Origin of the sequence: Micromonospora echinaurantiaca (assembly GCF_900090235.1) — a bacterium.
Lineage (GTDB): Bacteria > Actinomycetota > Actinomycetes > Mycobacteriales > Micromonosporaceae > Micromonospora > Micromonospora echinaurantiaca.
On the sequence record NZ_LT607750.1, the window covers coordinates 6427909 to 6453147 of the forward strand.

Genomic DNA, 25239 nt, shown 5'->3' on the forward strand with positions numbered 1-25239 from the left:
ATTGACGATTCGACATGTTTATCTGCCTCTCCGCGCCGATCTACCCTCAGACCGATTGGCATCCATCGATCTGCCCGCCACGAACGGGTGGACGGTCGGTGCTGGTCGGAGGAGGGAGGTAGGAAGATGGCTCTTCCACACAGGTCCGTACTCGTCGGGGTGGCCGCGCTGGCGATGGTGGCGGCCGCCACGCCCGCGATGGCCGCCGAACCGGTCGGGGTGATCCGCAGCGCCGGCGGAGACACCGCCGTCGCGGACAGCTACATCGTCGTGTTCAAGGACAGCGCCGTCGGGCGGAGCGCGGTGGGCGACAACGCCCAGCGGCTCGTCGGCCGGCACGGCGGCACCGTGGCGCGCACCTACGGTGCGGCGTTGCGCGGCTTCGAGGTCCGGGTCGGCGCGAAGGCCGCCGCGCGGATCGCGGCCGACCCCGCGGTGGCGTACGTCGAGCAGAACCACACAGTGACGATCTCCGGCACCCAGACCAACCCCCCGTCCTGGGGTCTGGACCGGATCGACCAGCGCAACCTGCCGCTGAACAACTCGTACACCTACCCGAACACGGCGTCCAACGTGCGCGCCTACGTCATCGACACCGGCGTGCTGTACGGGCACAACGACTTCGGCGGCCGGGCCGTCTCCGGCTTCGACGCGGTGGACGGCGGCTCCGCCGACGACTGCAACGGCCACGGCACGCACGTCGCGGGCACCGTCGGCGGCTCCGCGTACGGGGTGGCCAAGGGCGTCCAGATCGTCGGCGTCCGGGTGCTGAACTGCCAGGGCTCGGGCACCAACGCCCAGGTCGTGGCCGGCATCGACTGGGTCACCGCGAACGCCGTCAAGCCGGCCGTGGCGAACATGAGCCTCGGCGGCGGCGCCAACAGCTCGATCGACACCGCGGTCACCAACTCCATCAACTCCGGCATCACGTACGCCGTCGCGGCCGGCAACGGCGACATCTTCGGCAACCGGCAGAACGCCTGCAACTACTCGCCGGCCCGGGTCGCCTCGGCGATCACCGTCGGCGCCACCCAGAACAACGACGCGGCGGCGAGCTTCTCCAACTACGGCACCTGCGTCGACATCCTGGCGCCGGGCGTCAACATCACGTCCGCCTGGTACACCGGCAACAGCGCCACGAACACGATCAGCGGCACCTCGATGGCGTCCCCGCACGTCGCCGGCGCCGCGGCGCTGGTGCTCTCGGCCAACCCGTCGTGGAGCCCGCAGCAGGTGCGCGACAGCCTGGTCAACAACGCCACCCCGAACGTGGTGACCAACCCGGGCACCGGCACCCCCAACCGGCTGCTCTACGTGGTCAACGACGGCACCCCGCCGGTGAACGACTTCTCCGTCTCGGTCTCGCCGACCTCCGGCTCCACCGCGCCCGGCGGCTCGGTGACCACCACGGTCGGCACCGCCACCACCAACGGCTCGGCCCAGTCGGTCAGCCTCTCCGCCAGCGGCCTGCCGTCCGGCGCGACGGCCTCGTTCAACCCGGCCACGGTGACCTCGGGTGGTTCGTCGACGCTGACCATCAGCACCTCGGCCAGCACCCCGCCCGGCACCTACCCGGTGACCGTCACCGGCAGCGCGGCCTCGGGCACCCGGACCGCGACGTACACGCTGACGGTGACCGGCTCCGGTGGTGGCGGCTGCTCCGGCAGCAACGGCACCGACGTGGCGATCCCGGACACCGGTGCCACGGTCTCCAGCTCGATCACCATCGCCGGCTGTGCCCGGAACGCCTCGTCCAGCTCGACGGTGGCGGTGAACATCGTGCACACCTACCGCGGTGACCTCGTCGTGGACCTGGTCGCCCCGGACGGCTCGTCCTACCGGCTGAAGAACAGCAGCTTCTGGGACGGCGCGGACAACATCAACACCACCTACACGGTGAACCTGTCCAGCGAGGCGGCGAACGGCACCTGGCAGCTGCGGGTCCGGGACGTCTACGCCGGTGACACCGGCTACATCAACACCTGGACGCTGACCCTCTGACCAGCGGCCGTGCGGGGCCCCTCCCAGCCGGGAGGGGCCCTCGCGCGTACGTCGGAGCCGGGATCAGACCGCGAAGCCGGCCGGGCGCTCGGTGGCCGGCGGCGGCGGGGTCGCCTTCCACAGCCCGGTCTTCTGGCCGAACAGCCGGCTCAGGTAGGCCGGGTTGAGCACCAGGTAACGGTGCCAGAGCCGCTTGGGCTCCAGGCCGAGCCGCCAGAGCCACTCCAGGCCGGCCCGCTGCATCCACGGCGGCGGCTTGCGCAGCAGCCCGGCGTGGTAGTCGAAGGCCGCGCCGACCGCCATCAGCGGCATGTCCAGCAGCGGCCGCATGGCGTACGCGAAGACCTCCTGGCGCGGGCAGCCCAGCCCGACCAGCACGAGCCGGGCCCCGCTGGCCTTGATCCGGTCGGCGATCTCGACGTCCTCGCCGGGCTGCACGGCGCGGAACTTGGACGGCTCCACCCCGGCGATCTTGAGGGCCGGGAACATCCGCTCCAGCGCCGGGATCAGCCGGGAGAGCGTCTCCTCGGTGGAGCCGTAGAGGTAGACCGGCAGTCCCTCGTCGGCGAACCGGGAGAGCACGTGCAGGGTCAGCGTCGGGCCGTAGACCCGGTCGGTGAGACCGGCGCCGTGCAGCAGGTTGAGCGCCCAGCGCACCGGCTGGCCGTCCGGGGTGACCACGTCGAAGGAGTTCAGCCGCGCGTTGTGCGCCCGGTCGAGCACCCCGGTCATCACCCCGTGCACGGCGAGCGCGGTCAGCGCCAGCGGTCGGCGCTCCTGCGCGGCGGCCACCACCTGCTCGGTGGCGGCGGCGTAGTCGGTGGCGTCGACCAGGACGCCGAGGACGTTGCGCTTGCGGCCCGACGTCATGCTCCCGGCACCCACTTGTCCACGTTGGCCTCGTAGATCTCCCGCATGATCATGGGTACGTCGTAGACCTGCTTCCACTCCGGGTAGTCGGCCTGGAAGGCCTCGTTGGAGCCGATCCACCACTTGTGGTCGCCGATCCGGTTCGCCTCGACGTACTCGGAGATCATCTCGTGGCCGGTGATCTCCTGGGCCAGCGCGAAGGCCTCGCGCATCGAGGTGTTCGAGTGCCGGCCGCCGCCGAGGTTGTAGACCGCCGCCGAGCGCGGGTTGCGGAAGAACGCCTCGAACGCCGAGACCACGTCCGAGCTGTGGATCGCGTCCCGCACCTGCTTGCCCTGGTAGCCGAAGATCTTGTACATCCGGCGCTCCATGTTGGCCCGCATCACGTAGCCGAGGAAGCCGTGCAGTTCGGTGGCGGAGTGGGCCGGGCCGGTCAGCGTGCCGCCGCGGAAGCAGGCGGTGCGCATACCGAAGTAGCGGCCGTACTCCTGCACCATCACGTCGGCGGCCACCTTGGAGGCGCCGAAGATCGAGTGCAGGCAGGAGTCGATCGACATGTCCTCGCGGATGCCCTGCTCGTACGGGTGCCCTGGCTCGATCTCCCAGCGGGTCTCCAGCTCCACCAGCGGCAGGCTGTTCGGCCGGTCGCCGTAGACCTTGTTGGTGGAGCAGTGGATGACCGGCGCCTCGATGCAGTGCTCGCGGACGTTCTGCAGCACGTTGAGGGTGCCGGCGGCGTTCACGTCGAAGTCGGTGAACGGGTCACGCACCGCCCAGTCGTGCGAGGGCTGCGCGGCGGTGTGCACCACCACCACGACGTCGGTGCCGTACCGGCGGAAGAGCTTCGCCAGCGCGTCGCGGTCCCGGATGTCGATGCTGTGGTGCGAGTACGCGCTCCCCAGCTCGTCGGTGAGCCGCCGGACGTTCCAGGCGGTCGACGCCTCCTCGCCGAAGAACTCCTGCCGCATGTCGTTGTCGATGCCGACGACGTCGAGACCGAGGCCGGCGAAGTGCCGGACCGCCTCGGAGCCGATCAGCCCGCCCGACCCGGTCACGAACGCGACACTCACAGGCCACTCCTGGTCCATCGGAGGCAGAAACCATCGGAGCATAGCGTGACGTACGGCACGCCCCGATACGGCGCGAGGGCCCCGCATCGCTGCGGAGCCCTCGTCTTCTGGTGGGGAAGGGGGGAGTTGAACCCCCACGCCCTTTCGGGCACACGGACCTGAACCGTGCGCGTCTGCCATTCCGCCACTTCCCCGTGGCTCGACCTCGAACACTGTAGTCTGTGCCGGTCCTGCTGTCTCCAGCGGGCCCGGCCAGGTTACCCGGCTCCGGTCGTCGGCCGCGATCCGGTTACCGTTCGTCGAGCGGTTACCGTTCGTGGCGGACGAAAGAGTAGCACGACAGCATCGGCCCGTCCGAACGGGCGGGCGCCAGCCGGCCGAGCGGCGTGTGAGCTGCGCGCGCCCCGGCCGGATACCATCATGTCCTCGGGACCCGAGGAGGAGCCGGTGAGCGTGCTGCAACGCTTCGAGAAGCGTCTGGAAGGCCTGGTCGAGGGGGCCTTCGCCAAGGTCTTCAAAGGGGTGGTCCACCCCGTGGAGATCCTCAACGCCATGCAGCGGGAGGCCGAGGCGCACAAGGCCATCCTGGCTGGTGGGCGCACGTTGGTGCCCAACCGCTACGTGATCGATCTCTCGCCGTACGACCACAGTCGGCTGGCGCCGTACGCCGCCGCGCTGGCCCAGGAACTGGCCCAGTCGCAGGCGGAGTTCATCGGCGAGCAGGCCTGGACGGTCTACGGCGACGTGATCGTCGAGATCGAACGCGGCGAGGGGCTGGACACCGGCATGTTCCGGGTCACCGCCGAGGTCTACACCGGCGGCGAGGTCGCCCCGGTGTCGGCGCCCGGCTACGACGCCGGCCCGCCCGCCTACCCCGCCTACGACCAGGGCGGCGGCTACGGCCCCCCGCCGGGGCACGGCGGCGGCCGCAACGTCCGGCTGGTCTCCGGCGACGGGCGCACCTACCCGCTGCAGATGGGCTCGACCGTGATCGGCCGCGGCGACCAGGCCAACCTGCGCCTGCCGGACGTCGGCATCTCGCGGCGACACGCCCGGCTGGACTTCGACGGCGGCCAGGTCGTGCTGACCGACCTCGGGTCGACCAACGGCACGATGGTCAACGGCCAGCGGGTCTCCGCCGTCGCGCTCAACCCCGGGGACATGATCCAGCTGGGCACCACGACGCTGACCTTCCGCGTGGACGGCTGACCCGCCTTGCCGGAACTCGTCATCACCGTTGCCCGGTTCGGGTTCCTCATCCTGCTGTGGATCTTCGTGTTCACGGTGGTCGGCGTCATCCGCCGGGATCTCTTCGCGGGCGCCCGGTCGGGCCGGCTGGTGGCCGCGCCCCGGGCGGTCGGCGCCTCGACCGGGCAGCCGGCGAAGCCGGCGAAGGTGAAGCGGGGCCGGGCGGCCCACCAGCTGGTGGTCACCGCCGGCCAGCTGGCCGGCACCAGGATCACTCTCGGTGAAGCGCAGATCACCATCGGTCGGGCCGAGGACTCCACCCTCGTCATCACCGACGACTACGCCTCCGCGCGGCACGCCCGGCTGGTGCCGCGCGACGGGCAGTGGTTCGTCGAGGATCTCGGCTCGACTAACGGGACGTACCTGGATCGCGCTAAGGTCACCGGACCAACCCCCGTCCCCCTCGGCGTGCCGATCCGGATCGGCCGCACTTCCCTCGAATTACGGCCATGACTCTGACCCTGCGCTATGCGGCCCACAGCGACCGCGGTCTGATCCGAGACGGTAACCAGGATTCCGTCTACGCCGGGCCGCGGCTGCTCGCCGTCGCCGACGGCATGGGCGGCATGGCCGCCGGTGACGTCGCCAGCAACATCGTCATCGGCGCCATGGCGCCACTGGATGAGGACGTCCCCGGGGACGCCCTCGTGGACGCGCTGCGGTCGGCGGTGGGCACCGCCAACCAGCAGCTCCGCGACACTGTGGACGCCAACCCGCAGCTGGAGGGGATGGGCACGACGCTCACCGCCACCCTCTTCTCCGGCAGCAAGCTGGGCATGGTCCACATCGGTGACTCGCGTGCCTATCTGCTGCGCAACGGCGAGTTCGCGCAGATCACCAAGGACGACACCTACGTCCAGATGCTGGTCGACGAGGGCCGGATCAGCGCCGAGGAGGCGAGCAGCCACCCCCAGCGCTCGCTGCTGACCCGGGCGCTCGACGGCCGCGACATCGACCCGGAATACTCCGTCCGCCAGGTGCTGCCCGGCGACCGCTACCTGATCTGTAGCGACGGGCTCTCCGGCGTGGTCAGCGCGGACACCATCGCGGACACCATGCGCGAGTACGCCGACCCGCAGCAGTGCGTGGAGCGGCTGGTGCAGCTCGCGCTGCGCGGCGGCGGTCCGGACAACATCACGGTGATCATCGCCGACGCCACCGACCAGGACATCGTCGAGGCCACCCCGATCGTCGGCGGCGCCGCCGCCCGCGACCGCGGCATGGCCACCTCCGCCGACGTCTCCACCCCGGCGGCCCGGGCCTCGGCGCTGTCCGCTCCCCGGCCCGCCGCCCCGGAGGAGCCCGCGGCGGCCGCCGAGGAGGAGCCGGAGCGCCGCCGGCACCGGCCGGTACGCGCCGCCGCCATGACGCTCGCGCTGCTGGTGATCGTCGGCGGCGGCCTGTTCGGCGGGTGGAGCTACACCCAGCGGCAGTACTACGTCGGGGCGACGGAGGACGGCCAGGTGGCGGTCTTCCGGGGCATCCAGGGCCAGATCGCCGGGATGGATCTCTCCACGGTGCACTCCACCAGCCCGGCCGAACTGGACGATCTCACCCTGGCCGCGCAGGAGCAGGTCAAGCAGGGCATCCCGGCCAAGAGCGAGCCGGACGCCGAGCGCCGGCTGGCCGAGCTGACCAGCGACAGCCCGACGAACCCGAACCTGAAGCCGATCTGCCCGCCGAGCCCGACGGTGACGGCGGCGGCCACCGGCGCGACGCCGACCCCGGGCGCGCCGTCGCCGGGCGCGACGCCCGGTCCGGTCACGGGCAGCCCGACGCCGGGCGGCGCGCCGAGCGGTAGCGCCGCGCCGGCCAGCACGCCCGACGCCCCGCCCTCCGACACCATCGCGCCGGCGCTGGATCCGGCCGCCTGCCGGTCGCCGGAATAGGCGCCGGCTCGAACCCGAGGACGATCGTGACCGCACCGGCCACCCCGGCATCCTCGCCCGCCACCACGGGCGAGCAGCCCGGCGTACGCCTGGCCCGGTCCCGGCGCAACGCCGAGCTGTCGCTGCTGCTGCTGGCGATGGGCCTGGTGGCCGCGTACGGGGCGATGGTCGAGGCGAAGGTGCTCGACAGGGTCACCCCGGACTTCTGGATCCCGGCCGCCGCGCTCACCGCGGTCTTCCTCGGCCTGCACCTGGTGATCCGGTTCCTCGCGCCGTTCGCCGACCCGGCCCTGCTGCCGGCGGTCGCCCTGCTCAACGGCATCGGGGTGGGCTTCCTGCGCCGGCTCGACCTCGGCGACGCGCTGCCCGCCGACCGGGAGAACCTGGCCATCTTCGCCGGCACGGGTGGTCGGCAACTGGCCTGGACGCTGCTCTCGGTCATCCTGGCCGCCGGGCTGCTCGCCCTGATGCGCGACCACCGGTCGGTCTCCCGGTACGCGTACACCCTGGGGCTGGCCGGCATCGTGCTGGTGATGATCCCGGCGGTGCTGCCCAGCCGGTACTCGGAGATCAACGGCGCCAAGCTGTGGATCAAGTTCGGTGAGACGTTCTCGATCCAGCCGGGCGAGTTCGCCAAGCTGGCGCTGCTGGCCTTCTTCGCCTACTACCTGGTGCGCAAGCGTGAGGTGCTGTCGCTGGCCAGTCGCCGGTTCCTCGGCATCGACTTTCCCCGCGGGCGCGACCTCGGCCCGGTCGTGGTGGTCTGGCTGATCAGCCTCCTGGTCCTCATCTTCGAGAAGGACCTGGGCACCTCGCTGCTCTACTTCGGCATGTTCGTGGTGACGCTCTACATCGCCACCGAACGGGTCAGCTGGCTGCTCATCGGCCTGGTGCTCTTCTTCGGCGGCGCCTACCTGGCGTACGTGCTCGGCGACGTCGTCGGCGGCCCCTTCGCCAACTTCTACCTGCGGGCGCAGATCTGGCTGGACCCGTTCGCCGACCCGCACGACGACGGCTACCAGCTGGTGCAGGGGCTGCTCGCGCTGGGCACCGGCGGGCTGTTCGGCGCCGGGCCGGGCGGTGGCCAGCCGGGCCTGCTGCCCGAGGTGCAGAACGACTTCATCTTCGCCGGCATCGGCGAGGAGATCGGCCTGTTCGGCCTCTCCGCGCTGCTCGTGGTCTACCTGCTGATCGTCGAGCGGGGGCTGCGCGCCGCGCTGGCGGTACGGGACTCGTTCGGCAAGCTGCTCGCCGGCGGCCTGGCCTTCACCCTCGGCCTGCAGGTGTTCGTGATCGTCGGCGGGATCAGCAAGCTCATCCCGCTCACCGGTCAGACCACCCCGTTCCTCTCCGCCGGTGGCTCGTCGCTGATGGCGAACTGGCTGCTGATCGCGGTGCTGCTGCGGGTCTCCGACGCGGCCCGCCGCCCGGTCACCGGCGGCGGCGGGCCGGTCCGACCCTCCGGCGGCCCGCCGGAGCAACTGCACGGTGCTCCCACGGAGGTGATCAGGCCGTGAACGCACCCCTGCGCCGGGTCGGCGTCGTCGTGATGATCCTCTTCGGGCTGCTCTTCGCGAACCTGAACTGGATCCAGGCCTACAAGGCGGACGAGTACCGCACCAGCGACTACAACGGTCGGGTCCAGGTCGCCGAGTACGAGCGCAAGCGCGGCAACATCGAGGCCGGCGGCACCGCGTTCGCGGTCAGCAAGGAGACCGACGGCGAGCTGAAGTACCAGCGCACCTACCCGGGCGGCGCCAAGTACGCGCACGTGCTCGGCTACAAGCCGGTCAACCTCGCCGACACCGGCATCGAGCGGAGCGAGAACGACTTCCTCGCCGGCACCAGCGACCAGCTCTTCATCGACCGGTTCAAGGACATGTTCACCGGCGACCAGACCGCCGGCGGCAACGTGCTGCTGACCATCTCCAAGCGCGCCCAGGACGTCGCGTACGACCAGCTGCGCAACAACAAGGAGGGGGTCAGCAAGGGGGCGGCGATCGCCATCGACCCGCGTACCGGGGCGGTGCAGGCGCTCGTCTCCATGCCGAGCTTCGACCCGAACCCGCTGGCCAGCCACGACACCAAGGCGGCCACCGCGGCGTACAACAAGCTGGAGCAGGACGCGGACCGCCCGCTGCGCAACCGCGCGCTCGGCGAGGTGCTGCCGCCCGGCTCCACCTTCAAGATCGTGGTGGCGGCCGCGGCGCTGGAGAACGGCGTCGGCAAGAACACCCAGATCCCGGCCGGCGCCAGCTTCACCCCGCCGACCTCCGGCACTCCGATCAGCAACGCCGCCCCGTCCATCTGCCCGGAGTCCCAGGTCAGCCTGCTGGAAGCGGTCACCGAGTCGTGCAACACCGGCTTCGCCAAGCTCGGCATCCGGCTCGGCGCCGAGGCCATCAAGGAGAAGGCCCGCCAGTTCGGCTTCGAGCAGGACGACCTCACCGTCGGCCAACTCGGCGAGGGCGGGCACCCAGTGGCGGCCAGCCGTACCGGCGACATGCAGAACGCCGACGGCGGCGACGACCCGGCGGCGCTCGCCCAGTCCTCCATCGGCCAGCGCGACGTCCGGATGACCCCGCTGGAGGGGGCGATGATCGCCGCGTCGGTCGCCAACGGCGGCAGCCAGATGCGGCCCTACCTGGTCCGCCAGCTGCTCGGCCCGGATCGCACCACCAGCTATTACACCGCCAACCCGCGGGAGCTGCGCCAGCCGGTCAGCGGCCAGGTCGCCGCCGACCTGCGGGAAATGATGGTCAGCGTGGTCGAGAACGGCACCGGCCGCAACGCGCGGATCAACGGCTACACCGTCGGCGGCAAGACCGGCACCGCCCAGTCCGGCCCGCAGACCCCTGACCACGGCTGGTTCATCGGCTTCGCGCTCGACAAGAACGGCACCCCGGTCTCCGCTGTCTGCGTCCTGCTGGAGGAGGCGGGCGACGGCGGCAGCGCCGAGGCGGCCCGGATCGGCGGCCAGATCATGCGGGCGGCGATCACCGACCCGGGGGGCCGCTGACATGCTCAGCCCCGGTGTGCTGCTCGGCAACCGATACCGCCTCGACGAGCGGATCGCCAGCGGCGGCATGGGCGACGTCTGGCGCGGCACCGACCAGGTGCTCGGCCGGACGGTCGCGGTGAAGAGCCTGCTCCCCGCGCTGCTCGACGAGCCCGGCTTCGCGGAGCGGTTCCGCGGCGAGGCCCGCACCATGGCCACCATCAACCACCCGGGCGTGGTCGACGTCTACGACTTCGGCAACGACCAGCAGATCGCCTTCCTGGTGATGGAGTACGTCGAGGGCGACGCGCTGTCGGCCACCCTGAACCGGGTCGGCCGGCTCACCCCCGCCCGGACGATGGCGCTGATGGCCCAGGCGGCCGACGCGCTGCACGCCGCGCACGAGAAGGGCATCGTGCACCGGGACGTCAAGCCCGGCAACCTGCTGGTCCGGCCGAACGGCACGCTGGTGCTGACCGACTTCGGCATCGCCCGCTCCGACCTGGTCGGGCAGCTCACCGCGGCCGGCTCGGTGCTCGGCACCGCCTCGTACATCTCGCCGGAGCAGGCCACCGGCGGCGTCGCCACCCCCGCCTCCGATGTCTACGCCCTCGGCGTGGTCGCCTACCAGTGCCTCGCCGGGCGGCGGCCGTTCGAGGGTGACAACCCGCTCGAGATCGCCATGCGGCACGTCCGGGAGGCCCCCCGGCCGCTGCCCGCCGACATCCCGCCGCAGGTCCGGGCTGTGGTCGAGCGGGCCCTGGCCAAGGATCCGGCCGCCCGCTGGCCCAGCGCCGCCGCGCTGGCCGGGGTGGCCCGGCAGCTGAAGCTCGCACTCTCCCAGCAGGCCCGGGCCGCCGGTCAGGCCAGCCCGGTCTCCGCCGCCCCGTCCTCGCCCGCCGCCCCGGCCGCTCCGGCCGCCCGCGCCCAGGTGCGCCCGCCGACGGCGGTGGCCCGCCCGCCGGCCGCCGCGCCGCAGCAGTCCCGCCCGCCGGTCGCGCCGCGCGCGACGGCCGCGCCGCAGCGCCCCACTGCGGTCGCGCCGGCCGCGCCGCCCCGCCCGCCAGCGGCCCAGGCCGGCTACCCGCGCGGCGCCGCCCCGGTGCCCCCACCCGCCGCAGCCCGTCCGATGGCGTACGCCCCGCAGCCGGCCCCCCGCCGGTCCCGACCCGGCATGGTGTTCGTCGCCATCCTCCTGGCCGTACTGGTACTCATCTGCTCCGGCGTGATTTCCTACAGTCTGCGGAAGGGCACGCAGTCGGGCGCGCTCGCCCCGCAGACGGTGACGTCCGGCGCGCTGCGGCATGACGGACGCGACGATCCGGCCGAATGGTCGTACCGTCGACAGGTACGGCCCGGGCTGGGCAGCGGCGAGACGACGACGAGCGAAGGACGACAGACGCGATGACAGCGCAGGCCCGCCTGCTCGGTGGCAGGTACCAGGTCGGCGAGCTGCTCGGCTACGGCGGCATGGCCGAGGTGCACCGCGGTCGCGACCTCCGGCTCGGGCGGGATGTCGCGATCAAGATGCTTCGGGCGGATCTGGCCCGGGACGCGACCTTCCAGATGCGGTTCCGCCGTGAGGCGCAGAACGCCGCGTCGCTCAACCACCCGGCGATCGTGGCCGTCTACGACACCGGCGAGGAGACCGCGCCGACCGGCGAGACGCTGCCGTTCATCGTGATGGAGTTCGTCAACGGGCGGACCCTCAAGGAGGTGCTCGGCGCCGAGGGGCGGCTCCAGCCGCGCCGGGCGCTGGAGATCTGCGCCGACATGTGCGCGGCGCTGGAGTTCAGCCACCGGCACGGCATCATCCACCGGGACATCAAGCCCGGCAACGTGATGTTGACCCAGACCGGCCAGGTCAAGGTGATGGACTTCGGCATCGCCCGGGCGCTGGCCAGCGGCGCCACCACCATGACGCAGACCAGCGCGGTGATCGGGACGGCCCAGTACCTCTCCCCGGAGCAGGCCCGGGGCGAGGCGGTGGACGCCCGCTCCGACGTCTACGCGGCCGGATGCGTGCTCTTCGAACTGCTCTGCGGCCACCCGCCGTTCGTCGGGGACAGCCCGGTCAGCGTCGCCTACCAGCACGTCCGGGAGGCGCCGCCGACGCCGAGCGACATCAACCCGGACGTCAACCCGGCGGTCGACGCGATCGTGCTCAAGGCGCTGTCGAAGAATCCGCTCAACCGCTACCAGAGCGCCGGCGAGATGCGCGCCGACCTGCTCCGTGCGGCCGCCGGCCGGCCGGTGCTGGCCACCCCGGTGATGCGCGAGGACGAGACCATGCCGATGGCGCCGGCCGCCGGCGCGGCCGGCTACCCGCCGGCCCCCGGCGCCCCGCAGACCCGGCAGATCCCGGCCCGGGTCGGCGACCCGCGTCAGCGCAAGGCGTCGTCCTGGCTGATCGCCACCTTCTCCGCGGTCGGCGTGCTCGCGGTGATCGCCCTGGTCGCCGCGCTGCTCTGGAACCAGCAGGCGGAGAAGCAGGTCACCGTGCCCACGGTGACCGGTCTGACCCAGGACCAGGCGTTCGCCCAGATCCAGCAGGCCGGCCTGGTACCCCAGGCCGGCGACCAGATCTTCAACGCCACCTGCCAGAAGGGCACGGTCGCCCAGCAGAACCCGCTTCCGAACGCCCGGCTCGAGGCGAACCAGGTGGTCACGGTCCAGGTCTGCGGCGGCCCGGCGACGAAGGCCATCCCGTCCGGGCTCGAGGGGTCGACGTACGAGAGCGCGAAGAAGCGGCTGGAGGACGAGGGCTTCGTGGTCGACCGGAAGGAGGCGGACAGCCCGGAGCGGAAGGACACCGTGCTCAAGGTGTCGCCGACCGAGGGCACGGCGGTCGCGGAGGGCGCGACGGTCACCCTCACCGTCTCCAAGGGCAACGTCGCTCAGGTGCCGAACGTCCTCAACGCCACCGCGGAGGACGCCCGGGACGAGCTGGAGGACGCCGGCTACCGGGTGGATGTGGAGCAGGGGGACGCGGTACCGGCCGACCGAGCGGGCCGGGTGCAGTCGCAGAACCCGAAGGCCGGTGAGCCCCTCGCGAAGGGCAAGACGGTGACCATCGTGGTCACTGTGCCGGAGGTGGTCGACCCGACGCCGACCGGCACGGCGACCCCGACGCCGACGAACACGCCCGACGGCGGTGGCGGCGGCTTCCCGCTGTTCCCGACCGCCCCGACGACCCCGCCGGCCCGCCTCTCCAACGACTGATGCGGCGTCCACCTCGGCTGGCGAGGGCGCACCGGTGAGGTTACGGCTGCTCGTCGGAAGCAGTTGGTGAGAGCCGTGACCGGCCGTTCCGGCTTGGCGCTCCGGTGGCGGCGGCACCTGGTACGCGGGGTCGCGCTGGGTCTGGGCGCGCTGCTGCTGAGCAGCCTTCCGTGGCTGTGGACGACGATGGGCGCGTACGGGCACGTGTACGACGAGGCGGAGGCGCCCACCGCCGACGTCGTGATCGTCCTGGGCACCGCGGTGGCGGCGGACGGGCGGCAACCGGGGGACCGGCTCGCCGGCCGCCTGGAGACGGCTGCTGCGCTGGTGCACAGCGAGCGCGCCCGGGTGGTGTTGGTCTCGGGCGACGGGGGCGGGACGTCCGGTGACGAGCCGGCGGTGATGACCTCGTACCTGACCGAGCGGCTCGGTGTCGATCCGGGCCGCGTCGTGGCCGACCCGTTCGGCCTGGACACGTACGACAGCTGTGCGCGGGCGCGCGAGGTGTACGGCGTCGAGCGGGCCCTGATCGTGACCCAGTCCTATCACCTGTCACGAGCGGTGACGCTGTGCCGACACCTCGGCCTCGATGTCGACGGAGTGGCCGCCCGGTGCTCCGGCTGCGGGTCCGCCGTGCTCGTCGGGAAAGCGGTCCGGGAGTACTTCGCCAGTGGCAAGGCGGCGTGGGACGCGTTCCGACGCAGGCCGCCGGCGGTCCACTCGCCCGCGAACCCGGGGATCCAGGACGCGCTGAAGGGCTGACCGTCCGACGGGTCAGGTGGTGGCGAAGGCGGCGCGGCGGCGCGCGTCCACCTCGGCGGCGAGTTCCGGGGCGCGCTCCAGCGCCTCCGGGTGACCGCAGCCGGCCAGCCAGTTCGCCAGCATCAGGTGGCCGCCCTCGGTGAGCACCGACTCGGGGTGGAACTGGACGCCCTCGATCGGCAGCGTGCGGTGGCGCATCGCCATCACCACGCCGGAGCCGGTCCAGCCGGTGACCTCCAGCTCGTTCGGCAGCGTCTCGGGCAGCACGGCCAGCGAGTGGTAGCGGGTCGCGGTGAACGGGTCGGGTAGGCCGGCGAGCACGCCGACCCCGTCGTGCCGCACCTCGGAGGTCTTGCCGTGCAGCAGTTCGGGGGCGCGGGCCACGGTGGCGCCGAACGCCTCGCCGATCGCCTGGTGGCCGAGGCAGACCCCGAAGATGGGCAGCTGGCCGGCGTAGGCGCGGATGACGTCGAGGCAGATGCCGGCCCGGTCGGGGCTGCCCGGCCCGGGCGAGAGCAGGACGCCAGCCGCGCCGACCCGCCCCACCTCGGCCACGTCGATCTCGTCGTTGCGGCGTACCTCGCACTCCACGCCGAGCTGGCCCAGGTACTGCACCAGGTTGAAGACGAACGAGTCGTAGTTGTCGATCACCAGGACGCGCATCGACTCACCTGTCCGGAGAGGGGGGCGGGGTGTTGTTCCGCTCGGTGTCGTACGGCAGGTCGTGCTCGTCGCCCGGGGGCGCGTCCCCCGGCACCACGTCGCCACCGGGGTCACCGGGTACGCCGGAGTCCTGGGTGACCTGCACGTCGTCGAAGGGCAGCAGCGGCTCGGCCCAGGGGAAGACCACGTACCAGAGCAGGGCCACCATCGCGGCGGCGATCAGCACGCTGCCGGTGAGCTTGCCGGGCAGCCCGAACGGGAGCTTCCGCCAGATCCAGGCGTACACGCCGTCAGCCTCCCAGCTCCGCCGGGCGACCCGCCGACTTCGGCTGGGAACGGTCCAGCTCGGCGTGGATGATCAGGCGTTGGTAGTTGTCGAACTTCGGGTTGCAGGTGGTCAGCGTGAGCATCCGCTGGGTCGGCTTCTGGCCCGGCTTGCCCGGCACCGGCGCCACCACCTCGACCTGGGTCGGCTTCACGATGTGGTTGCGGGTCACCTTGTAGACGTACCAGGTGTTCTTGTCCTCGACCACGATGGCGTCGCCGTCGTGCAGCTCGTCCAGCCGCCAGAAGGTGGCCCGGTTGCGGTGCCCGGCCACCGAGAAGTTGCCCACCTGGCCGGGCATGGCGCTGGTCGGGTAGTGGCCCGGCGCGTACCGGATGTCCTTCTGGGTGACGCCCTCGACCACCACCCAGTTCTTGTCCAGCTTCGGGATGTAGAGGCCGGCGATCGGCTTGCCCTGCACCGGTGGCTTGGGCTTGGCGGTCGGGCTGGCGCTGGCCGACGGCGCCACGGTCGGGTCGCCGTCCGGCCCCCACGCCTGCGCCAACTGCTGGCTGAGGTCGTTCTGGTGGGCGTCCACGATCGCCGACTTGCCCCACACCTCGTAGCCGGCGAAGAGGAGCACCACCAGCCCGAACGTGATCAGCACCTCGCCGGTGACCCGGATGCCGGCGCGCAGCCGGGAGGCGAGCGACGGGCGGGTCAGCTCCGAGTAGACGCTCCGGTAGCCCTCGCCGGTCTGCTCCGGCCGGAGCTGGACCACCCGCTCACCGCGGCGCGGGCGGAGCGGCTCGTCCACGTTCTCCGAGTCGCCGGCCGGGTCGGTGGGCGTACGCGGGACGGCACCCATCAGAGCGGTCGAGTCGACGGCGGGCGGGCCGCCCGGCGTACGCCCGGTGACGGCCGGGATCAGCGCGGTGGCCGCGGGGTCGGCGGCGCGGTCGGGGCTGGCCGGGGAGACCGGGGTGGCCGGCCCGGCACCCGCCGTGGCGGGGCGGGCGACCTGCGGAAGGAACGCGGTCGGCGCGTCCGTGGCGGGCGTGGGTCGCCCGGCCGGGGTCTCGGCGCGGTCGGCGAGCGGGTTCGCGGCCGGGCCGGACCGGGCGGGCGAGACCGGCCGGTCGGCGTCGAGCGGCGCGCCGGACAAGCCCGGCGCCGCCGGGCCGCGTGGCGTGAGCGGGGCCGCCGGCCGGAGGGTGCCGTTGCCCGGCCACGGCGGCGGCGCACCGGTGTGCCCCGGCCCCGTGGCGGCCGGGGAGTCGGTGTGGCTCGGCCCGGTCGGCGTGGCTGGTTGGCCAGGCACAGTGGCGGGCCGGCCGGGACCGGCGCCGGTCCACTCGGACGCCCCGCCCGGCCGCTCTGGCGCGTTGCCGGGCCGCTCGGAGGCGTTGCCGGATCGCTCGGCGACGGGGTGACCGGAGACGTCGGGCAGCCCGGTCGGGCCGGTGGCGGCCGCGCGGGGCTCGGTGGGCGCACCGGCTCGGCCGGGGTTCGCCGGCCAGCCCGGCTGCTGCTGCGCGGCCGGAGTACGCGCCGGATCGGCCGACCACGCCGGGCCGGTGGACGATTGCGGGCCGGGCGGATCGGCGAACCAGCCGGCCCCCGTGGCGGGGGTCGGGTCGGCGGGCCAGCCCCGTTCCGCGGACCGCCCGGGCCGGACACCCTCGGCGGTCCAGTCCGGCTGGTTCGCGCGGGTGGGCTCGGCGGGGCGCGGCACGTCGACCGGGTCGCGCCCGGGGGCCTGGCTGCCGCCCGAGGGCCCGGCTGCCACGTTGCGCGGCAGGACCGGATCCGGCCAGCCGCCCGTCGGGCGGGGCGTCGGAGCGGGCCGGTCGGTCTTGGGGATGAACGCGGTCGGCTCGTCGGCCGGGTCGCGGTGTCGCCCGTCCCGGCTCTCCCACCAGTCCTCCGGCGCGCGACTCACCGGGGCACCGTCGCCGAACGCAGGGCGGTCGAGTCCTCGAACGCCGGGACGGTCACCGTGGAGACGTACTCCTTGTAGCCGAGCTGGTAGTGGTCGACCGCGTCCTTGAACAACCGGACTCCCTCAGAGCCGGCGAGGGCCTGCTGGAGGGCAGCGGGATCGCCGATTGCTACGATCTTGAATGGCGGGGAGTACACCCGACCGTGCAGCAGCAGGGTGTTACCCACGCAGCGTACCGCGCTGGTGGCGAGCACGCGGACGTTCATGATTGACATGGCCTCCGCGCCGCCTGCCCAGAGCGCGTTCACCACCGCCTGGACGTCGCCCTGGTGGACGACCAGGTAGTCGTTGCTGACCCCTTCGGGCAGGTTCTGCTCGCTGCGCCGGGGGGCGTCGTTGAGTTCCACCGTGACGCCCGGCCCGGTGAGGGCGGTGAAGCCGGCGGCCTCCCGGGCGGCGTCGGCTCGCTGCTGCTGTTCCTTGATCGGTCCGTCGGTGTCGGCCAGCGCGCTGGTCTGCTGCTCCACCTCGTGGCGGAGCGCCGCGGCCTGGCGCTCGCTCGCCGCCACCTGCTCGCGGCGGTCCTCGATCAACTGGTTGAGCTGGGGCCGCCGGTCCTCGCGCAGCGCGGTGCCGCCGGCCGTGGTGGCGGTGGTGGTGAAGAGCAGTCCGGCCGCGGCGGCGATCAGCGGCACGCCGATCGACCAGCCCGGTCGTCGCTGCCGAGGTCGCCGGGGCAGCAGCGCGGCGACGGCCCGCCGGAGCACCTTCTGCCAGGAGGCCGCGCCGGATGTGTACTCCACCGAGCGTTCCTTCCGCGTCGTCTGGTTTCGGCCCGGCACCGTGCGAGCTGATGCGGTGACCGATTCGCCCCGCCTTTTTCGGTCACCCGGTGCACCGGCCTGACCCCATTCGTGGCCTGGACGGGTCTTCGGGACTACGCTAGCTGTCGAACATTATTGGCCATGGACCGTCGCCCCCGCGCCCGGTTGTCAGGCCGGACGAGGTCAGTCATCCCCTCTGGAGAGCGTCGTGCCCAAGTCTCAGGTCCGCAAGAAGAAGGTGTACACCCCGCCGACGGACGTGCGTCCGACGGCGACGGCGGCGACGCGTAAGCCTAGCCCGGTGTGGTTGCCGGTCACCGCGGTCGCGCTCATCGTCGGCGGTATCGGCTGGCTGGTGGTCTACTACCTGTCCGAGCAGGAGTACCCGGTCATGTCGTGGGGTTACTGGAACCTCGCGGTCGGCTTCGGCGCGATGGTCGCCTCGCTGCTCCTGCTCTCCCGCTGGCGCTGACCCCCGACCGCCGCCGCTGACCGCGGCGGCAGCGGCACCCAGGGCCCGGCGTGCGTCGCGGCGGCGGCGCACCCAGGGCCGGCGTGGGCGGCGCGGCGGCAGCGGCACCCGCTCCGCCCGGCTCCTGTGCGGCAATCCACATCACTCGACGCGGCCCCTGCCCGGCGGTTCCGGGCGGGGGACCCTATGGTGTGCGCAGGGCGGCGTGGCCGGGTGCGAGAAGACTCACGTTACCGCTGGGTAACCTTGCGCGTAGGCTGCACTGCATGACCGAGCGGAGCGAGGTCATCGACCGGTCCGGTCGAGGGTGCGGCAGCGGCGACTCGCCGATCGCGCCCTGACCCGGCCCCCGGTCGCCGAGCCGCTCGCCAGGCAGCAGACCGGGGAGGCCAATCTCGATGGGCAGCGTCCAGATCGTCACCACGATCCTCGCGTTCGCCATCACCGCCGTGGCGGTGGGGCTGGCGGTACGCGCGGTCATGAAGATGACGGCCGTCATCCGGCTGGGTCAGCCCGACCCGGAGCGGTTCGGGAACAAGGGCACCCGCACGAAGACCATGCTGGTCGAGACCGCCGGCCACACCCGGATGCTCCGGTGGAGCGTGGTCGGCGCGGCGCACTGGTTCGTGATGATCGCCTTCGTCGTGCTCTCGCTGCTGGTGCTCGAGGCGTACTTCGAGGTGGTCAGCACCACCGGTGAGCTGCCGGTGATCGGGCACTGGACGATCTTCGGCCTGGCCACCGAGGTCATCGGGGTGCTCGGCCTGGTCGGCATCGTGGTGCTGATGGCGATCCGGCTGCGCAACCGGCCCACCCGGCCGGGCGGCCGCTCCCGGTTCACCGGCTCCACCATGTGGCAGGGCTACTTCGTCGAGTGGGTCGTGCTGCTGGTCCTGATCTTCGGCTTCCTGATCCGTGGCTTCAAGGTCGCCACCGACCACTTCGTGTACCCGGCCTGGGCCACCCCGGTCAGCCACGCCATCGGCGCCGCGCTGCCGAACTGGGAGGCGGGCGTCAGCCTCGCCGCGCTGATCAAGATCGTCATCTCGATGACCTGGCTCATCGTCATCTCGCTGAACGTCACCATGGGCGTGGCCTGGCACCGCTTCCTGGCATTCCCGAACATCTTCTTCAAGCGCAACCCGGACCGGGCCGGCTCCGGCCTCGGCGCGCTGCGGCCGATGATGAGCGCCGGCAAGCCGCTCGACTTCGAGGAGGCCGACCCGGAGAAGGACCAGTTCGGCGTCGCCCAGGTGGAGCAGTTCACCTGGAAGGGCCTGCTGGACTTCAGCACCTGCACCGAGTGCGGCCGCTGCCAGTCGCAGTGCCCGGCGTGGAACACCGGCAAGCCGCTGTCGCCGAAGCTGCTGGTGCTGAGCCTGCGCGACCACGCGTACGCCAAGGCGCCCTACCTGCTGGCCGGCGGCGGCAAGGACCTGACCGGTGAGGAGAAGGCCACCGCCGCCCAGCTCGCGCACGTCGACGTGCTCGCCCTCGCCGAGGCCGACAAGCCGCTGATCGGCACGGCCGAGGAGGGCGGCGTCATCGACCCGGACGTGCTCTGGTCCTGCACCACCTGCGGCGCCTGCGTCGAGCAGTGCCCGGTGGACATCGAGCACGTCGACCACATCGTCGACATGCGTCGCTACCAGGTGCTCATCGAGTCGAGCTTCCCGTCCGAGGCCGGCGTGATGCTGCGCAACCTGGAGAACAAGGGCAACCCGTGGGGCGCCCCGCAGAACACCCGCGAGGACTGGACCAAGGGCCTGGACTTCGAGGTGCCGCGGGTCGGCGAGGTCGAGGACTTCGAGTACCTCTTCTGGGTCGGCTGCGCCGGCGCGTTCGAGGACCGGGCCAAGAAGACCACCCGGGCGGTCGCCACGCTGCTCAACGAGGCGGGCGTGAAGTTCGCGATCCTCGGCGAGGGCGAGACCTGCTCGGGCGACCCGGCCCGCCGGATCGGCAACGAGTTCGTCTTCCAGATGCTCGCCCAGCAGAACGTCGAGACGCTCAACGAGGCGTTCGGCGACCGGGAGAAGAGCAAGCGGAAGATCGTCGCGACCTGCCCGCACTGCTTCAACACCCTGGGCAACGAGTACGGCCAGCTCGGCGGCGAGTTCGAGGTGGTGCACCACACCCAGCTGCTGGCCCACCTGGTCGCCACCGGCAAGCTCACCCCGGTGCAGCCGGTCGACGGCGGCGTCACCTACCACGACCCCTGCTACCTGGGCCGGCACAACCGGGTCTTCGCCCCGCCGCGTGAGGTGCTCGGCACCGCGATCTCCGGCGAGCTCACCGAGATGCCGCGGAACAGCGAGCGCTCCTTCTGCTGCGGTGCCGGCGGCGCCCGGATGTGGATGGAGGAGAAGATCGGCAAGCGGATCAACGTGGAGCGGGTCGAGGAGGCCATGTCCACCGGGGCGAAGACGGTCGCCGTCGGCTGCCCGTTCTGCTCGACGATGCTCAACGACGGTGTGAACGGCAAGGGCGCCAGCGAGCAGGTCGAGGTGGTCGACGTGGCCAGCGTGCTGCTCCGTTCGGTCAAGCCGGAGCAGGCGCAGGGCGACAAGGAGACCGAGCCGGTCGCCGGCTGAGGCGTACCGCCGCGGGCGCGGTGCCACCGGGAGGTGGTGCCGCGTCCGCGGCGGTTCAGGAGGTGGCGGCGGTCATCGTCGCGGCGGTCGCGGCCGAGGTGATCACCATCAGCACGGCGGCCTCGGTCTCCTGGAGGGCCTTGCGGGTCGCGGCGGACGCCCAGTCACCGGCGGCGATCTCGGCCAGCCGGTGCTTCACCCGGTCGCTGGGCAAATCCTGGAAGAGGTGCCGATCCAGCCGGACCGCCCGGGCCAGGCCGATCAGCGCGGCGGTCCGCGGCTCCACCGGGCCGTCGGCAGCCACCGCGGCGGTCATCCGCTGCCGGGCCCGGGTCTCCGCCGCCGGCTCCGCGCCGGTCTCGGACGGATAGCGGGTACGCGGGAAGACCCACAGCACCCGGTCCGACTCCCGGCGCAGCACGCCGGCGGTGACCAGCCCGTCCAGCACCTGCTCGGGCAGGTCCCGGGCGAGCCGGCCGACCCAGTCCTTGGGCCGGCGACGCTTGTCGTCGGCGCCGATCCGGGCCAGTGCGTCGTCGAGTTGCCGCTGACCGAGCGGGGTCGGGTCGGCCACCACCAGGCGGTCGTCGACCACTTCGACCCGGCCGGCGAGCGCCAGTTCCAGCAGTAGCGCCCCGGCCAACCCGTGGTCGAGGGCGGGCCGGTTGAGCTGGAGCGTCCCCTTGTCGTCGTAGGCCAGCAGGGCCAGTTCGTGCGCGAGGGTGAGTTCGGCCATGGCCTCGACGGTAACCCGGTCGGGCCCACTCCACCCGCGACGCGCGGGTCGTGCCACCACGACCTGCCCGTGCGAGAATCGCGCCGAGGTGAGGCGACCATCGACGGCCTGCTCCTGACCACGCTGCTTCCCCTGGTCGGCTTCCTGCTGCTGACCGGCGGCAACGCGTTCTTCGTCGCGGCCGAGTTCGCCCTGGTCACCGTGGACCGCGCCGAGATCGACCGGCGGGCCGCCGGCGGTGACGGCCCGGCCGCGACCGTACGGCGGGCGCTGCGCGAGCTCTCCTTCCAGCTCTCCGGCGCGCAGCTCGGCATCACCATCACCGCCCTGCTCACCGGCTACCTCGCCGAACCCGCGCTGGCCCGGCTCTTCGCGCCGCTGCTGGACCCGATCGCCGGGCCGGCCACCGACCGGCTCACCCCGTTCCTGGCGCTCGCCCTGGCCACCCTGATCTCCATGCTCTTCGGGGAGCTGGTGCCGAAGAACCTCGCGCTGGCCCGGCCGATGCCCGCGGCGCTGGCCACCGCGGCGCCGATGCGGGCCTTCTCGCGCACCTTCGGCTGGCTGATCCGGGGCCTGAACGGCTCGGCGAACCGCCTGGTCCGCGCGTTCGGCATCGAGCCGCAGGAGGAGCTGGCCAGCGCTCGCTCACCGGAGGAGCTGGGCCTGCTGGCGGCCATCTCGGCCCGGGCCGGTGCGCTGCCGCCGGACACCGCGATGCTGCTGCGCCGCACCATCCGCTTCGGTGAGAAGCGGGCGGCCGAGGCGATGACGCCCCGGGTGGACGTGATCGCGCTGCGCGCCACGGCCACGGTGGCCGAGCTGCTCGATCTCGCCCGGCACACCGGCCGGACCCGGTTCCCGGTCTACGAGGAGACGCTCGACCTGGTCACCGGCGTCGCCGGGGTGTCCGACGCGCTCGGCGTGCCGCCGGACCGGCGCGCCTCGACCGCCGTCGGTTCGGTGGCCCGCGAGCCGGTGTACGTGCCGGAGAGCCTCGACCTCGACGGGGTGCTCGCCGCGCTCCGGGCCGCCGACGCCGACCTCGCCATCGTGGTCGACGAGTACGGCGGCACGGACGGCGTGGTGACCGTCGAGGACCTGGTGGAGGAGCTGGTCGGCGAGATCGCCGACGAGTTCGACCCGGCCGCGGTGCCCGACGTCGGGCCGGTCGAGCTGACGGTGCCCGGCGGGGAACGCACGGTGCTGGTCGACGGCGTGCTGCGCTCGGACGAGCTGGTCGAGCAGACCGGGTTCCGGCTGCCCGAGGGTCCGTACGAGACGCTCGCCGGGTTCCTGATGGCCCGGCTGGGGCACATTCCGGTCGCCGGCGAGACGGTCGAGGATTCCGGGTACGAGTTCACCGTCGTGGAGGTGGAGCGGCACCGGATCGAGCAGGTCCGGGTGCTCCGCCCCGAGGATCCGGACGACGATGGCTGAGCTGCTGGTCACGGTGCTGCTGCTGCTCGGCAACGCGTTTTTCGTGGGCAGCGAGTTCGCCCTGATCGCGTCCCGGCGCACGGTGGTGGAACCGCTCGCGGCGACCTCCCAGCGGGCCCGGTGGGCGCTCTCCGCGATGAACCAGATCCCGCTGATGATCGCCGGCGCCCAGTTGGGCATCACCATCTGCTCGCTGGGGCTCGGCGCGATCGCCGAGCCGGCCCTGGCCCACCTGCTGGAGCCGGCGTTCCACGCGCTCGGCCTGCCGGCGCCGGCGGTGCACCCGGTCGCCTTCGTGCTCGCCCTCGGGATCGTGGTCTTCCTGCACACCGTGGTCGGCGAGATGGTGCCGAAGAACATCACGCTGGCCGGGCCGGAGCCGTCCGCGCTCTGGCTGGGCCCGGCCATGCTGGCGTTCTGCCTGGCCACCAAGCCGCTGCTGCTGGCCATGAAGTGGGCGTCCCGGCGGGTGCTGCGGCTGTGGCGGATCGAGGCCACCGAGGCGGTCAAGACGGTGTTCACCGCCGCGGAACTGGCCGCGCTGGTGTCGCAGGCGCGTACCGAGGGGCTGCTCGACGCCGAGGAGCACGCGCGGATCACCGGCGCACTCGCCCTGCACGCCCGGACCGCGGCCGACGCGCTGCGGCCCTGGTCGGCGGTGACCACCGTCGCCGAGGACGTCTCGCCTGCCTCGCTGGAGGTGCTGGCCACCCGGACCGGCCGGTCCCGGTTCCCGGTGGTGCAGCGCTCCACCCGACGGGTGCTCGGCTTCGTGCACGTCAAGGACGTGCTCGGGTACGCCGGGGTGAGCCGGCGGGCGCCGGTGCCGGCGGAGGTGTACCGGCCGCTGGCAGTGGTGCCGCCGGAGCGTACGCTCGCCGACCTGCTGCTGGCGATGCGACGCGAGCGGCGGCACATGGTGCTGGTGAGCGACGGCCGCCGGCCGCTCGGTGTGGTGACGCTCGACGATGTATTGATGGCAATCGTTGGCTGACGTGCGCACACCCTTGGTACACAAGCGGTTGCGCAGGCGTGATGTGGACGTTGGTCGCCTTGATTCCGCTGCGGCCCTTCCCTAATGTGGGGCACCGGCCGCTGTGGGTCGTCTGCCTCGCCCCTTCCCCTCGGCGAGGCGCCCGGCGGTCGGACGCTAAGGAGTCGGTGCCGGTGGCAATCCTGCCCCCCCATCGTCACGCACCGGGACGGTCTGCTCGTCCGGGTGGCCTGCGCCGGGCCGCCCACCGTCTGCTCACCCTGGTCGCCGCCGCGGCCGTCGGTGCCGGCCTGCTCGCCGCGCCGGCGTACGCCGCGCCCTCGGTCGAGGAGATCGAGGCGCAGATCGACAAGCAGTGGGAGCAGTTGGAGCCCACCATCGAGCAGTACAACAAGGTGCGGGCGCAGCTGAAGAAGAACCGCAGCAAGGCAGCGGACCTGGAGAAGAAGATTCAGCCGTTGGCGCTGGAGAGCGAGCTGGCGATGGACCGGGTGGGCGATCTCGCCTCCCGCTACTACATCACCGGCCCGTCCCAGGACGTCGCGGCCCTGCTGGTCAGCGCCAAGCCGAGCACGCTCACCGAGCAGCTCACCCTCCTCGACCGGCTGGCCGCGCAGGAGCGCAAGCAGATCGAGGGTGTGCTCGCGGTCCGCAAGAAGTACGACGACCAGAAGCAGCAGCTCGAGGCGCTGATCGCGGACCAGGTCAAGCAGCAGGACGAGCTGGCGACGAAGAAGAAGCACATCGAGGGCGAGGTCAAGCGGCTGGAGAAGATGCTGCCGGTGACCACGGTCAAGACGGACCAGTGCCCGACCATCAACGGGGTGGTCAGCGAGAAGGCCCGGATCGCGATCCGGACCGCCTGCGCCCAGGTCGGCAAGCCGTACGTGTGGGGCGCCGACGGGCCGAACTCGTTCGACTGCTCCGGCCTGACCCAGTACGCGTACAAGGCGGCCGGGGTCTACCTGACCCACCACACCGGCGCGCAGTGGAACGAGGGCAAGGCCATCTCGCGCTCCGACGCGCGCCCGGGTGACCTGGTCTTCTTCTTCAGCGACCTGCATCATGTCGGGCTATATCTCGGCAACGACAAGATGGTGCACGCGCCACGCGCCGGCAAACCGGTCAACGTCTCCAGCATCAACACCATGCCGGTCGCCGGGTTCCGCCGACCCTGATCCGGCACCGAGAACGAAACGCGGGCCCCCGGTCTACCCGGGGGCCCGCGTTCGTGTCGGGCGGCTCGGCG

At 72.4% G+C, this 25239-nt stretch carries 21 protein-coding genes and 1 tRNA gene; 14 read left to right on the forward strand and 8 right to left on the reverse strand.

Annotated features, from left to right (window positions below; genetic code table 11):
* The first annotated feature begins 126 nt into the window (after nucleotides 1–126).
* A complete protein-coding gene (locus tag GA0070609_RS29170) occupies nucleotides 127–2001 on the forward strand; it encodes a S8 family peptidase (protein WP_088996756.1) in 1875 nt (624 codons plus the stop codon).
* A 63-nt stretch (nucleotides 2002–2064) separates the two neighbouring features.
* Here the strand turns inward: GA0070609_RS29170 and GA0070609_RS29175 are convergent, their stop codons facing one another.
* The 3 genes from GA0070609_RS29175 to GA0070609_RS29185 all read right to left on the reverse strand — a co-directional run bounded on the left by GA0070609_RS29175 (nucleotide 2065) and on the right by GA0070609_RS29185 (nucleotide 4135).
* Nucleotides 2065–2871: a WecB/TagA/CpsF family glycosyltransferase gene (locus GA0070609_RS29175; RefSeq protein ID WP_088996757.1), complete on the reverse strand. Its 807-nt coding sequence runs from the start codon at nucleotides 2869–2871 to the stop codon at nucleotides 2065–2067.
* Nucleotides 2868–3983 carry an NAD-dependent epimerase/dehydratase family protein gene (locus tag GA0070609_RS29180; RefSeq protein WP_172899432.1) on the reverse strand — a complete coding sequence of 372 codons (1116 nt, stop codon included), beginning with the start codon at nucleotides 3981–3983 and terminating at the stop codon, nucleotides 2868–2870. Before GA0070609_RS29180 ends, GA0070609_RS29175 begins: the two co-directional genes overlap by 4 nt.
* Before the next feature lie 66 nt (nucleotides 3984–4049).
* Nucleotides 4050–4135: transfer RNA gene (locus tag GA0070609_RS29185), tRNA-Leu, on the reverse strand.
* Nucleotides 4136–4361: 226 nt separating this feature from the next.
* Here GA0070609_RS29185 and GA0070609_RS29190 point away from each other — a divergent pair.
* The 8 genes from GA0070609_RS29190 (at nucleotide 4362) to GA0070609_RS29225 (ending at nucleotide 14060) form a co-directional block, all read left to right on the forward strand.
* Nucleotides 4362–5150 (forward strand): FhaA domain-containing protein, encoded by a 789-nt coding sequence (locus GA0070609_RS29190; RefSeq protein WP_088996759.1) that lies wholly within the window; start codon nucleotides 4362–4364, stop codon nucleotides 5148–5150.
* Between the two features lie 6 nt (nucleotides 5151–5156).
* Nucleotides 5157–5642, forward strand: a complete 486-nt coding sequence (locus GA0070609_RS29195) for an FHA domain-containing protein FhaB/FipA (protein ID WP_088996760.1) — start codon at nucleotides 5157–5159, stop codon at nucleotides 5640–5642.
* Nucleotides 5639–7078: a PP2C family protein-serine/threonine phosphatase gene (locus GA0070609_RS29200; protein ID WP_088996761.1), complete on the forward strand. Its 1440-nt coding sequence runs from the start codon at nucleotides 5639–5641 to the stop codon at nucleotides 7076–7078. The genes GA0070609_RS29195 and GA0070609_RS29200 overlap by 4 nt, the downstream gene beginning before the upstream one ends.
* Before the next feature lie 26 nt (nucleotides 7079–7104).
* Nucleotides 7105–8595 (forward strand): FtsW/RodA/SpoVE family cell cycle protein, encoded by a 1491-nt coding sequence (locus GA0070609_RS29205; RefSeq protein ID WP_088996762.1) that lies wholly within the window; start codon nucleotides 7105–7107, stop codon nucleotides 8593–8595.
* Nucleotides 8592–10097, forward strand: a complete 1506-nt coding sequence (locus GA0070609_RS29210) for a peptidoglycan D,D-transpeptidase FtsI family protein (protein ID WP_088996763.1) — start codon at nucleotides 8592–8594, stop codon at nucleotides 10095–10097. Before GA0070609_RS29205 ends, GA0070609_RS29210 begins: the two co-directional genes overlap by 4 nt.
* 1 nt (nucleotide 10098) lies before the next feature.
* Nucleotides 10099–11484 carry a serine/threonine-protein kinase gene (locus GA0070609_RS29215; protein ID WP_088996764.1) on the forward strand — a complete coding sequence of 462 codons (1386 nt, stop codon included), beginning with the start codon at nucleotides 10099–10101 and terminating at the stop codon, nucleotides 11482–11484.
* Nucleotides 11481–13298: a Stk1 family PASTA domain-containing Ser/Thr kinase gene (gene pknB / locus GA0070609_RS29220; protein WP_088996765.1), complete on the forward strand. Its 1818-nt coding sequence runs from the start codon at nucleotides 11481–11483 to the stop codon at nucleotides 13296–13298. Before GA0070609_RS29215 ends, pknB begins: the two co-directional genes overlap by 4 nt.
* Nucleotides 13299–13373: 75 nt before the next feature.
* Nucleotides 13374–14060 (forward strand): SanA/YdcF family protein, encoded by a 687-nt coding sequence (locus GA0070609_RS29225; protein ID WP_231928450.1) that lies wholly within the window; start codon nucleotides 13374–13376, stop codon nucleotides 14058–14060.
* Between the two features lie 12 nt (nucleotides 14061–14072).
* Here GA0070609_RS29225 and GA0070609_RS29230 read toward each other — a convergent pair whose 3' ends face one another.
* Genes GA0070609_RS29230 through GA0070609_RS29245 form a run of 4 tightly spaced genes read right to left on the reverse strand, consistent with a single transcriptional unit; the run spans nucleotide 14073 to nucleotide 17733 of the window.
* Complete coding sequence (locus GA0070609_RS29230; RefSeq protein WP_088996767.1) at nucleotides 14073–14723, reverse strand: aminodeoxychorismate/anthranilate synthase component II; 651 nt, start codon at nucleotides 14721–14723, stop codon at nucleotides 14073–14075.
* A 4-nt stretch (nucleotides 14724–14727) separates the two neighbouring features.
* Nucleotides 14728–15009 (reverse strand): hypothetical protein, encoded by a 282-nt coding sequence (locus tag GA0070609_RS29235; RefSeq protein WP_088996768.1) that lies wholly within the window; start codon nucleotides 15007–15009, stop codon nucleotides 14728–14730.
* Between the two features lie 4 nt (nucleotides 15010–15013).
* Nucleotides 15014–16930, reverse strand: a complete 1917-nt coding sequence (locus GA0070609_RS29240) for a class E sortase (RefSeq protein WP_231928451.1) — start codon at nucleotides 16928–16930, stop codon at nucleotides 15014–15016.
* Nucleotides 16927–17733, reverse strand: a complete 807-nt coding sequence (locus GA0070609_RS29245) for a DUF881 domain-containing protein (protein ID WP_088996769.1) — start codon at nucleotides 17731–17733, stop codon at nucleotides 16927–16929. The genes GA0070609_RS29240 and GA0070609_RS29245 overlap by 4 nt, the downstream gene beginning before the upstream one ends.
* Before the next feature lie 229 nt (nucleotides 17734–17962).
* On the opposite strand from GA0070609_RS29245, the gene GA0070609_RS29250 reads away from it, so the two are divergent.
* A complete protein-coding gene (locus GA0070609_RS29250) occupies nucleotides 17963–18226 on the forward strand; it encodes a cell division protein CrgA (protein ID WP_088996770.1) in 264 nt (87 codons plus the stop codon).
* A 398-nt stretch (nucleotides 18227–18624) separates the two neighbouring features.
* Nucleotides 18625–20820, forward strand: coding sequence for a (Fe-S)-binding protein (locus tag GA0070609_RS29255; protein WP_088996771.1), 2196 nt, complete (start codon nucleotides 18625–18627; stop codon nucleotides 20818–20820).
* A 55-nt stretch (nucleotides 20821–20875) separates the two neighbouring features.
* Here the strand turns inward: GA0070609_RS29255 and GA0070609_RS29260 are convergent, their stop codons facing one another.
* Nucleotides 20876–21556 (reverse strand): GOLPH3/VPS74 family protein, encoded by a 681-nt coding sequence (locus GA0070609_RS29260; protein WP_088996772.1) that lies wholly within the window; start codon nucleotides 21554–21556, stop codon nucleotides 20876–20878.
* A gap of 69 nt (nucleotides 21557–21625) precedes the next feature.
* On the opposite strand from GA0070609_RS29260, the gene GA0070609_RS29265 reads away from it, so the two are divergent.
* The 3 genes from GA0070609_RS29265 (at nucleotide 21626) to GA0070609_RS29275 (ending at nucleotide 25168) form a co-directional block, all read left to right on the forward strand.
* Complete coding sequence (locus tag GA0070609_RS29265) at nucleotides 21626–22996, forward strand: hemolysin family protein (RefSeq protein WP_456299182.1); 1371 nt, start codon at nucleotides 21626–21628, stop codon at nucleotides 22994–22996.
* Nucleotides 22989–23990, forward strand: a complete 1002-nt coding sequence (locus tag GA0070609_RS29270; RefSeq protein ID WP_088996773.1) for a hemolysin family protein — start codon at nucleotides 22989–22991, stop codon at nucleotides 23988–23990. Before GA0070609_RS29265 ends, GA0070609_RS29270 begins: the two co-directional genes overlap by 8 nt.
* A 167-nt stretch (nucleotides 23991–24157) precedes the next feature.
* Nucleotides 24158–25168 (forward strand): C40 family peptidase, encoded by a 1011-nt coding sequence (locus GA0070609_RS29275; RefSeq protein WP_088996774.1) that lies wholly within the window; start codon nucleotides 24158–24160, stop codon nucleotides 25166–25168.
* The last annotated feature ends 71 nt before the right edge of the window (nucleotides 25169–25239 follow it).